The sequence below is a fragment of the Sphingobacterium sp. B29 genome (assembly GCF_001952815.1).
GTDB classification, from domain to species: domain Bacteria; phylum Bacteroidota; class Bacteroidia; order Sphingobacteriales; family Sphingobacteriaceae; genus Sphingobacterium; species Sphingobacterium siyangense.
In genome coordinates this window covers 3,327,968-3,339,588 of sequence record NZ_CP019158.1, presented here as the reverse complement: position 1 = coordinate 3,339,588, position 11,621 = coordinate 3,327,968, and the positions used below count along the sequence as shown (strand labels likewise).

General features: G+C 38.6%; 14 protein-coding genes. 4 read left to right on the top strand and 10 right to left on the bottom strand.

Features of this window, described 5'->3' with window-relative positions; all coding sequences use genetic code 11:
• Positions 1-24 precede the first annotated feature (24 nt).
• Positions 25-660, top strand: a complete 636-nt coding sequence (locus tag BV902_RS13945; protein ID WP_075992464.1) for an HdeD family acid-resistance protein — start codon at positions 25-27, stop codon at positions 658-660.
• Between the two features lie 53 nt (positions 661-713).
• Here the strand turns inward: BV902_RS13945 and BV902_RS13940 are convergent, their stop codons facing one another.
• Entirely contained in the window at positions 714-1,355 is a 642-nt protein-coding gene (locus tag BV902_RS13940; RefSeq protein ID WP_075992463.1) for a peptidylprolyl isomerase, read from the bottom strand.
• Between the two features lie 219 nt (positions 1,356-1,574).
• Here BV902_RS13940 and mgrA point away from each other — a divergent pair, with 219 nt between their 5' ends.
• Entirely contained in the window at positions 1,575-2,606 is a 1,032-nt protein-coding gene (gene mgrA / locus BV902_RS13935) for an L-glyceraldehyde 3-phosphate reductase (RefSeq protein ID WP_075992462.1), read from the top strand.
• A 172-nt stretch (positions 2,607-2,778) separates the two neighbouring features.
• Here mgrA and BV902_RS13930 read toward each other — a convergent pair whose 3' ends face one another.
• From BV902_RS13930 to BV902_RS13900, 7 genes are all read right to left on the bottom strand, one after another.
• A complete protein-coding gene (locus tag BV902_RS13930; protein ID WP_075992461.1) occupies positions 2,779-3,306 on the bottom strand; it encodes a DUF1697 domain-containing protein in 528 nt (175 codons plus the stop codon).
• Positions 3,307-3,315: 9 nt separating this feature from the next.
• Positions 3,316-3,618, bottom strand: coding sequence for an MGMT family protein (locus tag BV902_RS13925; protein WP_075992460.1), 303 nt, complete (start codon positions 3,616-3,618; stop codon positions 3,316-3,318).
• A 131-nt stretch (positions 3,619-3,749) separates the two neighbouring features.
• A complete protein-coding gene (locus BV902_RS13920; protein ID WP_075992459.1) occupies positions 3,750-4,244 on the bottom strand; it encodes a hypothetical protein in 495 nt (164 codons plus the stop codon).
• Between the two features lie 143 nt (positions 4,245-4,387).
• Positions 4,388-4,606: a hypothetical protein gene (locus tag BV902_RS13915; protein ID WP_075992458.1), complete on the bottom strand. Its 219-nt coding sequence runs from the start codon at positions 4,604-4,606 to the stop codon at positions 4,388-4,390.
• A gap of 167 nt (positions 4,607-4,773) precedes the next feature.
• Positions 4,774-5,724, bottom strand: coding sequence for an SDR family NAD(P)-dependent oxidoreductase (locus BV902_RS13910; protein ID WP_075992457.1), 951 nt, complete (start codon positions 5,722-5,724; stop codon positions 4,774-4,776).
• A gap of 201 nt (positions 5,725-5,925) precedes the next feature.
• A complete protein-coding gene (locus BV902_RS13905) occupies positions 5,926-6,876 on the bottom strand; it encodes a helix-turn-helix domain-containing protein (protein WP_075992456.1) in 951 nt (316 codons plus the stop codon).
• Positions 6,877-6,969: 93 nt separating this feature from the next.
• On the bottom strand, positions 6,970-7,806 hold the full coding sequence (locus tag BV902_RS13900; protein ID WP_075992455.1) for an SDR family NAD(P)-dependent oxidoreductase: 837 nt from the start codon (positions 7,804-7,806) through the stop codon (positions 6,970-6,972).
• 452 nt (positions 7,807-8,258) lie between these two features.
• Here BV902_RS13900 and BV902_RS13895 point away from each other — a divergent pair, with 452 nt between their 5' ends.
• Together BV902_RS13895 and BV902_RS13890 are read left to right on the top strand one after the other, a co-directional pair.
• Entirely contained in the window at positions 8,259-8,828 is a 570-nt protein-coding gene (locus tag BV902_RS13895; RefSeq protein WP_075992454.1) for a Crp/Fnr family transcriptional regulator, read from the top strand.
• Positions 8,829-8,907: 79 nt separating this feature from the next.
• A complete protein-coding gene (locus BV902_RS13890) occupies positions 8,908-9,768 on the top strand; it encodes an SDR family oxidoreductase (RefSeq protein ID WP_075992453.1) in 861 nt (286 codons plus the stop codon).
• A gap of 119 nt (positions 9,769-9,887) precedes the next feature.
• Here the strand turns inward: BV902_RS13890 and BV902_RS13885 are convergent, their stop codons facing one another.
• Both BV902_RS13885 and BV902_RS13880 read right to left on the bottom strand, forming a co-directional pair.
• Positions 9,888-10,511, bottom strand: coding sequence for an HAD family hydrolase (locus BV902_RS13885; protein WP_075994774.1), 624 nt, complete (start codon positions 10,509-10,511; stop codon positions 9,888-9,890).
• A gap of 140 nt (positions 10,512-10,651) precedes the next feature.
• On the bottom strand, positions 10,652-11,608 hold the full coding sequence (locus BV902_RS13880) for a phytanoyl-CoA dioxygenase family protein (protein ID WP_075992452.1): 957 nt from the start codon (positions 11,606-11,608) through the stop codon (positions 10,652-10,654).
• Positions 11,609-11,621 lie beyond the last annotated feature (13 nt).

Below are 11,621 nucleotides of genomic sequence, written 5' to 3'. Positions count from 1 at the left end.
TCTGCAATATTTTAACTCATTATTATGGCAAATTCATTTTTTAAAACGATCCGGACATCCATCAAGCACTGGTATATCCCATTGATTATCGGTATTCTATTAATTCTTTTGGGTTTCTATACTATTTCCACACCTGTTGCTGCATTTCTCACATTAGCAATTCTATTTTCATGGTCATTTATTATTTCCGGTATTTTGGAAATCATATTTGCCGTGCAGAATAAAGATGAAGTGGACGGTTGGGGCTGGTACCTCACCGGGGGCATCCTCTATACCCTATTCGGCATATTGCTGATTGCCAATCCGCTGTTATCAGCGAGCACCTTGGCATTTATCGTGGGTTTTTATGCACTTTTTAAATCGTTCCAGCTGCTATCCTTTTCCTTTGATCTCAAAAATTACGGTAGTAAATCTTGGGGTTGGAATTTGTTATTCGCCATTTTAGGCATTATTTTCAGCTTTATCTTGCTTTGGAATCCACTATTTGCCGGTTTCTCCCTAGTGATCTGGACAGGAATGGCTATTAGTACGGTTGGTTTCGCAGCCTGTGTATTTGCATTTCAGCTCAAAAGTCTCAAAGATATCCCGAAAAAGCTACCAGACGAGTGGAAAGAGCGTTATCAGAAGCTTAAAGAAGAATTTGATCAACATCGTAAATAGAAAAAGGGCAATTAAGCCCTTTTTTTTTATCAATATTAATTCGGTGGTCAAGGTTATTTACTTATTTCAACAATCTTAAAAGGCACTTTATGAAGTGGATAATCTTGTTTATCCGTTTTTACACGACTTATTTTCATGATCACTTCAAAGCCTTCATAAATTTCACCAAAAACGGTAAAATCATGATCGAGTCTTGGCTGTCCTCCGCGAGCTAAGTACTCCTTACGTTGTGCTGCAGTATATTTTATGCCTTTCTTTAATTCAAGACTATCAAGCTCAGCTGCCGTGATTTTCTTTCCAACCACGAAATAGATCTGATTCAAAAAAGATGCCTTCGCGGGATTTCCATCCCGTCCTGCACCCAGAGCACCCATTTTATGAAAAGCCCGGTCATCGAACTCTGCTGCCAATCGTGGTTTTTTATGAAGGGGGTCTGCCGCCTCACGTTTTTCAATATCAATATCATGCTCTCCGCCCTGCACGACAAAATTTTCGATAATGCGATTAAACAATGCAGCTTGATAGACAGTATCCCGAATAGATCGCAACATCAAATCGCGATGATTGGGCGTATAGTCATAAAGTACAACTTTAAAATCGCCAAAATCAGTCTTGAAAAGCAAATGTTTTGATTGTGCATAACAATTCCCCAATACAATAAAAACAAAGCATAGGATGGTCAGAATTTTCCTCATAGTACGAATTAATCAGTTTCTTAGATTTCATATAAAAATACATTAAATTTCGATTTATAAAAGACATTCCCCTGCAGTTTTCCAAATGCGCTTGAAGGACATCTGCATAAGATCCTTTCGAAAGTTGCCCTTCACTAAAAAATTACATATAAAGTGTCTAGTTAAAACTTGCAAATAAGCATAAATTTATCTTAGTTTGGATTAAAACTATTCAAGACTATGCAGTATACAGCAAATCCAGACCGATATCAAGATATGATCTATAATCGTTGTGGTCAATCCGGTCTTCTATTGCCTGCCATCTCATTGGGAATGTGGCATAATTTCGGTGACGACACGCCCCATCAAACCAAAGTTGATATTTGCACAACCGCGTTTGACTTGGGAATTACCCATTTTGACCTCGCAAACAATTACGGTCCTCCTACTGGGAGCGCCGAAAAGGCCTTCGGACAAATATTAAAAGAACAATTTTACGGTTTACGCGACGAAATGATTATTTCATCAAAAGCAGGATATCACATGTGGAATGGGCCATATGGAGAATGGGGAAGCCGTAAATATCTGATATCAAGCTGTGAGCAATCACTCAAGCGCCTGGGTATCGATTACGTCGATATTTTCTATTCACATCGTTTCGACCCCAATACCCCCTTGGAGGAGACCATGTTGGCATTGGATCAGCTAGTCCGCAGCGGAAAAGCACTTTATGTCGGTATTTCATCCTATAACTCGCAACGCACAAAAGAGGCCTATGCGATCCTGAAATCATTGGGTACACCTTTTATTATTCACCAGCCCAGCTATTCCATGTTAAACAGATGGGTAGAAACCGATGGCTTGCTTGACACCTTGGATGAGATAGGCATTGGTTCTATCGTATTCTCTCCCTTAGCACAGGGTATGCTCACCGATAAATATTTACATTATATCCCGGAGAATAGTCGTGCTTCGCAGTCCAAATCACTTCAGACGAAATTCCTAAACGAAGAAAATCAAAAGAACATCCAGGCTTTACATGCAATTGCACAGCGTAGAGGACAGTCGCTCGCACAGATGGCGATTGCCTGGGTATTACGTAAGAAGCAGGTTACATCGGCGCTCATTGGTGCGTCAAGACCACAACAGGTTGTTGATTGCGTTGGTGCACTGAAAAATCTGTCGTTTAGTCCGGAGGAAATTCACGAAATTGATCTCTATGCAAAAGATGGCCATATTAATATCTGGGCTAAATCGGCTGAGATCGATTAAGATCAATGCCACAGAAGTTTTCATCCAGGGGACCCCGCTTCGCGCCCGGTTGAATTCCATAAAACAAAAAAGAGCCTGACTGTATAGACTGCCCCCAAAAAGTTTAAACAAATTTAGTTATTAGATTTGTTTTAATAATGAGCTCGATATTTCATCGGGCTCATTCCGTTGATTAACCCATTTTTTTCACTATCTTTTCAAAGGTGTTGATATTCCGGCTTGTCATCTTATCTTTAAGATTCTTTCTTCCTAATACCTTTCCAAAACTGGAATCCAAAGTATTTCCCTTGGGCACACGCCAATAAAAGACTGTATTGACAATTTCAGCCTTCTCCCCTGGCACCTGCGTCGAATTGCTAAATTCATCCATCAGTATTGTTTCGACACCTTCTGTCCCTACAAAAGCATATACATGGAAGTCCGTATGCATTTCAAACGGAATGTTTACCTGCAGCGATTCCACTTCTTCCCGCGACCGGATGAATAAAAAAGCTTCATAAGAAAAATATGCCGACATGGACTCCTCCAATAGCCGCTTGAGTGGGTCGGCCGCCTTGTCCGACGAAAAAACAATATTTCCAGAAGCCAGTACCGAAGTAACGTCAGTTACACCGGCGTCCTTAAAAACTTGACAGACATCTACCATCTTCATATTGGTTCCCTTCACATTGACGCCGCGTAGAAAAGCACAGTATTTCATATTATTAAATTAATCGATTAATTCGTCCATCGGATTCCAAAACAACTTCCTAAAATCCTTGATCCGTAAATTATTCACAACAAGCCCCTCAGCTTCAAGCCGTTTTTGAAATCCAGGCACCGCAAGTCTACCGCTACTTGATATAACACGATGAGCAGGAACATCTTTCGGGCATCCGCCCATCGCTTTCCCGACGTGCCTTGAGTGGTTAGGAAAACCCAAAGCTTTTGCTATGGCTCCATAGGTCGTTACTCGACCTTTGGGAATCAGCTTTGCAACCTCATATACTTGTTGTTTGAATTGCTCATCCATTTCGGTTCACATTTTAATAGCTCGATATATTTACATCAAAGAGTGCCATTCCTTTGCTATTCTAATAGCAAAAAGAGAAGAGCAACCTAAGTTACGAAAAGCTCTTGTAAGCGATACAGTCTTTAATTGATTCACTTGTCTAATTTTTTGTTTCCATATGATTTTGGGGGGAACGATTCCTCCAATTGTCTATATACGAGATTCCAGCTAGGGCTATCGTAAGCATTCAGTTTTACATATTGCCCCTTTTTTGTTGCAATGCTTATTTTTATATCTATTCCGTCGTATGGCTGACGCGACTCCTCCTCTTTAGCGGCAATAAATTTTTCCAAATCAATTTTATCCAATAGGAAGTTCCATTTGTCTTCCGTATTGCCATATGATTTTAGGGTACTCTGGGCTGTATCAATTGCAGAAAACAGACAATAAACACTATCTCTTGTTATCTTAATCGTATAATCTTTTGAAGGTGTTGCTGTCAATCCGCCAACCGTAGAAAATGACACTGCTGTAATCTCATTTTTAGTATTTTCTACCGTCACCCGATGGGAGTTATGAGTACAGCTTTCCCATAAGAATAGCTGTCCAACCAAAAGTGAGAACTTTAGGATCAATTTTCCGCCCATATCTTGTTCCTTTAGACGCCGATAAGTAAATAATCAAACAAAAAAAGCGTTGTCTGTTGTCAACAGACAATGCTTTTTACTACTTTCCTAATTTACAAAAGTTATTAAGATTTCGTGACCCCAATCTCCATATTCCTTAGGTATCAAACCAATCCCTCGAAATACGATCTCTTCGTCCCCTCTCCAATAAACAAAGCCGCGACATATACATCATTTCCAGCAACTGCAATTGCCAATGCTTGAGTAAAAGTTTCCCCTTTTGCCAATATAACCATTTGTCCATTCTTCCAGTAGACAGCCATGGGTTCATTTGAATTTGGGTCAATACTCACTCCCGATACATAGACATCATTACCAGCCACAAAGATAGAACTTGTTAACCGAGTTGCATGAATCCCACAGCCAGTTGCTAAAATAACTTCTTGCCCATTTTTTCAGTATATTGCCATTGACCTATCTCTTAAACTAAAATTGAATACTACTGAGTTCAGATTCAGCTATGTAGAAAGGAGTGAAATTATTTCTAAAATTAGTTCTTATCTGTAAAATAAATTTCCAGGCCCTGATCTGCAGATCTTAGATTGATTAGATATCCAGCCTGCTCTGTTATCTTAACTGGAGTTCCTTCCGCCTCAAAAGTACTGTTGTCCAATTGTTCTTTGGGCTTGCTGGTTTTGCTCATGATCGTGGATTTAGCAATATAATAAGTATCGCCGTCCACTTTGAGGACCTTGAACCAACCGAATCCCAAACGGTCGCCAGGTCCCGGACGCGCTCCGAAATGGCCAAAATATACATCGCCCACAGCAGGCTTTTGTTCCATGGCGATTGTTTCCGCCGTGGATGCTATTGCATTTCTTGTGTTCTCTTCAGACTTTGTTGAACCTCCTGCAAAATCAGTTGCAACAGCGCCGGGGGCAATACTGTTAGCTGTAATTTGTCTGGCGCCTAATTCCTTTGCCAGATATCTTGTGTAGGTTTCAACTGCAGATTTCATGCTTGCATAGGCAGAGACATTAGGAGCAGAAATTCTAGTTAAGCTAGATGATATATTGATAATTCTGCCTCCATCAATAAGCAGGGGCAAGAATATCTGTGTTAAGAAATAAACTCCTTTAAAATTAATGTTCATCAGGGTATCAAATACATCTTCGGTAGTATCTTCTACAGAACCATATAGACCAACCCCAGCATTATTAATCAGATAATCGAAGTTCGGTGAGCATTCATGTTCCAATAAATGCTTAGTCACCCGATCTACGAAACTGTCAAATGATTTTATATTGGCAAGGTCCAATGGATACGCAGTTGCCTTTTGTCCGAGCGATAATACTTCAGACACAACCTTATCAGCTTCGGCCGTATTACTATGATAGGTAAAAATAATATTGTTGCCGTTTTTAGCAAGATTAATAACTATATCTCTGCCGATTCCACGGCTTCCTCCTGTTACTACTGCAATTTTAGTTTTATTTGACATAGTCTTTTTGCTTAAATTTACAGAACAAAGTTCTGCATATATAACTTTAGCTATGTAGCCAAAATATTGAATGTTGCAGCCAAATTTGATAGCAAGTTAAAGGCCCAAATATATAACTGATTTGCTAAAATGGTTCCTAAACAATTCAGACACAAATTCGTAGCTGTATCAATAGTGCTAAGAGTGCAAGCAACTGTAAAATCAATTGAATTGAGCTCGATACTCCTGTGGACTTTGATTTGTTTTTAATTTAAATAGCCTGCTAAAGGATTGGGGCTGTTCGAAACCTAATTCAAATGCAATTTCAGAAATACTGAGAACTGTGCCAGATAACTTATTCTTTGCCCGGTAAATCATTTTATCATGGATAACTTGCTGGGTATTTCGTCCTGTAAGATTTCTCAACAGATCACTTAGATAACTTGCTGACATATGCAACTGGTCAGCTACATAATTAACGGTTGGAACTCCACCACTTAAGACCTTATCGCTATTAAAATAATCCTCCAATAATTGATCTATACGATCGGTAAGACTAGGATAATTTTGTTTTCTGGTAATAAACTGCCTGTTATAAAAACGTTGTGAATAGTTTAATAACAGTTCAATCTGCGATATGATCACACTATGGCTCATGTTATCTATGCGGTCCTCAAGTTCATCTTCTATATCCCTGAATAACGACAGAATGGTTTCTTTTTCTTTGGCCGAAAGGTGCAGTGCTTCATTGGTAGCATAGGAGAAGAAGTGGTATTGATGGATTTTTTGTGCCAACGGGTATTGCAGTAAGAAATCAGGATCTATAAGCAATGTGATCTGCGGACTGAGTATTTTTTGTTCCGCAGTTTCCTTTTTATCATTCTCTTCTATTGATGAGAGAATTTGTTGTGGAGCTACAAAAAACAAACCGCCCTCTTTAAAATCAAATTTGGTATGACCATACATTAACTCTCCTCCAGCATCCGGCTTAAAAGCTATTTTATAATAATTTAATACGTGCGATTTGTTGGGTGCACGGCCTTTAAGCGGTTTGTCTACACCGTTCAGCAAAACGATCAAAGGGTGCTTTGGGGGCGGAAAACCAGATGCCTCCATTACCTCAGCCAGCGTATGAAATCTTTTTACGGAATGATCCGTTTTTTTTGAAGCCATGTTATAAAATTTCTAGATTACAAGTTAAGCAATATTCGCTTTTTCCCACACAAAGAAAAGCGAATAATAGCTTGTCAAAATATCTAAGATGAATTAACCTTGGGCTGTTTCTGAAATAATTTTCCAAGTTTCCCATTCCTGAAGGCGTTCAGCATAGATTTGTTGAATATGTGGCAAATCATGTTTACCCAATAGCAATCTCAATGGCGGGTTTTCAGCATCTACAACGGCAAATATTGCTTCGGGAGTGGCTGCAGGATTTCCTCGTTCCAGCTTTTTTAAATTTTCCGTCAACCTGCTTTTTAAAGCATCATACTCCGACAGTCTTTTATTGGCTATTTTAAGCGATTCAGCACTTCCAAATTCAGTATTATAAGCTCCTGGTTCAATCAGCGATACTTTGATGCCAAATGCGGCAACTTCTTTAGATAAACTATCGTAAATCGCTTCAAATGCAAATTTTGAGGAACAATAATACCCAATAAGAGGATTACTATAAATACCAACAGCGCTCGACGTCCCCAAAATATGGCCATAACCTTGGGCCCGCAGTATTGGTAATGCTGCCTGAATCACATGGATAGGTCCTATAATATTGGTTTCGTACATCGTTTTTACTTCATCAGTACTGCCCTCTTCGATGGTTCCCACCAAAGAATATCCGGCATTGTTGAACACAATATCCAATCTTCCAAAATATTCGTTGGCCTGGCTAATGGCATTTTGCACTTGCGGAGCATTGGTTACATCCACTTCAAGAACCAAAACCTGATCCCCATACTTTTCTTTTAATGCGGCAATAGTATTGATATTACGCGCCGTAGCAGCGACTTTGTCTCCACGTTCCAAAGCAGCTTCTGTCCATATTTTTCCAAATCCTCTTGAAGATCCTGTAATGAACCACACTTTTTCTTTCTGTTTATTTTCCATTTTTTTAATCGTATTAATGTTACTACAAAGGTGGTTCTAAATGGACATGCTTACGTTGCTTAAATGAGGATTATCATAACCAAAATGCAGAAAGTTGGATACCTTCAAAGTAATACAAGGGTACTTATTGACTATTGCTCCTCAATTAGTTAATAGAATAAGAGAAAATGATACTAATACTATTAAGCTAATCAACAAGAATCACTAAAATTCGATCGCATTTCCTCATACCAAGAATACCTTTCTGCTTATCTTTGCTAGGTGGAAAGCAAACAGGAAAAAGAAAAATAATTAATATTTACAAATAGGTTAAATGATAAATACAAAATAATTTTGACCTTAAACCCTTTAATCATATCTGTCCAAAACCACCCAAAATGCATCCAATCAATCTGCTTTATTTTTTACAATTTGGTAATTGAAGCATTCATAACGAATAGTATATTTATTAAATGGAAGAGCTAATAAATTTTATTCTACAATTTGGCGACCTCAATAAACAACAGATCGATTTATTGCAGAGCAAGGTTGAAACGCTTGAATTTAAGAAACATGATTATCTATCAGAAGCGGGACAGGTACCACGTTATGTTGCATTCGTATTGGAGGGCGTATTCCGTTTCTGTTACTACAACAACAAAAGCGAGGAGATTACCAATTATTTTGTTGATGAAGGTAACTTTGTTGTCGATAACGACAGGTTTGAAGCCCAGCTCGCAGCCTCAGAATATGTTCAAGCTGTAACCGACTGTAGGGTGCTTGTCTTTAGTAAAAAAAACTGGGATGAAATTTCTAATACCATAGTAGGTTGGGAAATGATGAAAGCTAAAATGGTAAAAAAATGTCTTACTCTTGCGATGGAACGGAGAAGTCCCTTAGTCTCGGAAGATGCCACCACGCGATATCTATCATTTATTACGGCATTCCCAAACCTCATAAACCGCATACCACTTTCTTACATAGCCTCCTATCTTGGTGTTACCCAACAATCCCTCAGCCGTATACGCCGTAATATCCGTTGATGATGCTTTTTACCATTTGGTAAATGTTTTTATGTTGTCATTATCAATATTTGCATATTCATTTAAATAATAAAAAAAGATGAGCAAAAAGATTGTATTAATAACAGGAACAAATAGTGGATTTGGATGGCTAACAGTCCACAGTGTGGCAGCTTTAGGTTATAAGGTATACGCTACGATGCGAGATACCAAAGGCCGAAATGCTGACAAAGCAGCAGTACTCGAAGCGATAGAAAACGTGACCGTCTTAGATGTCAATCTCACAGACGATCAAAGTGTGAAACAGGCAGTTGAGAAAATTTTAGAAAATGAAGGCACCATTAATGTCCTTATTAATAATGCAGGCTATGCCATGAACGGCGTAGCCGAGAGTTTTACTACAGCTGATTTGCACACCACCTTTGATATCAACGTATACGCACCTTGGAGACTGATAAAAGAGGTATTGCCAACCATGCGAAAACAGGAAGATGGTTTGATTATTAACGTTACAAGTGGATTTGGGCGGGTATCGTTTCCGTTTGCTACCATCTATGCTGCCTCAAAATTTGCACTAGAAGGGATCAGCGAAGGTTTGCATTATGAGGTAAAGCGTTTAGGTATTGATGTTGCTGTTGTAGAGCCGGGTGCTTTCCCGACCGAAATGCAGCAAAAAAACAACCCAGCATCCGATCAAGATGTAAATGAAGGATATGGCGCTGTCGCGAATATTTCAAACAAAATGATCACAGCATTGGGTGCCGAAATGCAATCTAAAAAACCAAATCCTCAGGATGTTGCCGATGCAATTGTAAAACTTATTGAAACGGAAAAAGGTACCCGACCATTGCGTACTGTGGTCGATCCTATAACAGGACAATTTATTGAAGCTGCAAATCATGCTGTCGCGGAGCAATTTGCCAAAGGACTGACTGTATTCGGTATGGGAGAACTGTTATAGCAGAAGATTTTGATGGGATAACCAGAGAATCTACAAAGTTATTTGCCTTTAAAGTTTTGACGATTAACAAAAAGGTCTTGATTAAATCAAGACCTTTATTTCATAGTTTGCAAATAGTTTTAAAAAAGTCCCATAAACTGTCTGTAATTATTTACCACCTTTTGATCCGTATTTCCAGAAAATTTATATTCATAATCAAATACGACCGTTTTAAGTCCAAGTTCCTCACCGGCTTTGATTTCTGAGTTTAGATCATCTCCCAAAACAAGTACCTCATTCTTATTAAAACGATAATTACAGACAATCCTGTTAAATATATCTTTTTTTGTTTCTGTATACGTTTGAGGATCTACAATAAAAATTTCTTCGAAAAACTGTTCTAATCTTAATTTTTTGATTTTACTCCACTGAAGATTCATAAATCCGGTTGTTACCAAAAATTTTTTGCAGTTAATTTCTCCAATCTTTGAAAATTCCTCAAAAGTTTGGATAGGCCCCTCATGTACCAGGTCAGATAGCAGTTCAGTACATTCATTTGTTAATTCGGGATCAAACCGAAATTGTTCGGACACAAATTGAAATGGCTTTCTCTTGATTGTATCCTGTACATCTCCAAAATCTCCCTCAAAGCGTCCGTCCGATCTAATCAAATCAAAAAGATCCTTGAATAAAGCATCCGAAATGCTCTCTACAGCATAAATAGTGTTATCCAAATCAAAAATGATTGCTTTAATATTTTTCATTGCCTCTTTCTTTTTACTTTTAAGAATATGCGTATTCTGACATGCTCCTTTACAACCAAAACAGTCTAAAGTTCTAGAATTTCTTAATCTAAACATTATTTACTTCGTTAAAACCAACAGTACTAATAAACTGTACAGGATTACTCCCAGGAGTCCAGTCCCAACAGTTTTCTGCCAAGCGGCGAAAGTGTGGCGATTGGATGAACTTTCTCTCTCTGTAGTGGATCACCTGGAAATGCATAACCTTCAGGCGTAATTTTCTCCCGCCATGCTTTTACTCTCCAATCTCTCATTTCAATATTATCTTCTTCAGCAGGCATCATGGAAATATATTGAGCGATACGGACTTTGTCACTATTGTTAACTCGAATGCCATGTGGTTGGGAGCTGTTAAAAATTAATAGGTCACCAGCTTCCATCTTTACTTTCGTCGGGTTAAAACCAGTAGTATCTGGTTTATATCGATCCCTGTCTTCTGGCTGGTTTAACTTCCAGGTATCATAAGTTCTAAAAAGCTCAGGGATACACTGGAATCCACCCATATTTTCGTCAGTCTGGTCTGCTAATGCGAGCACACCTTGAACATTCTGTGGCTTTGTCTCTGGGTCATAATCCCAATGAATAAAACCTTTGTATTCATAACCAGGCCTAATCGGGAAATTGAGGTTGGCTCTGTCTATTGTTACCCATAGCTTTTCAGTACCCCATACATCAACAAATGCATTATAAACCTTTTCGGTTTGTCTGTTATCCCAAAGGTATTGATGGTTATAAACTTCCACCATTCCAGTATTGTTCAATTCAGACATTTTCATTTCAGCCGATTGTTTGTACCAAGTATTTGGATCTTGGGGATCCTTCCCTTCATAATCCCACAAGAAGTCTGCAAGCTTTTTGGCTTGTTCCTTTGAAACAGCATTTTTAACAACAATATATCCGTTTTCAATCCAGAATTTCCAATCTTCTTCACTCAATACACGTAATGGTTCTCCATTCTCGCGAGTACTTAATTTAATCTGGCTTGTTGTTGCCACTGATGGGTTGCCCGGAATTTCCTTGTGGGCTTTATTCTCCCCTTTTACTTGAAATTTTTCCATTTCTTTAATATTT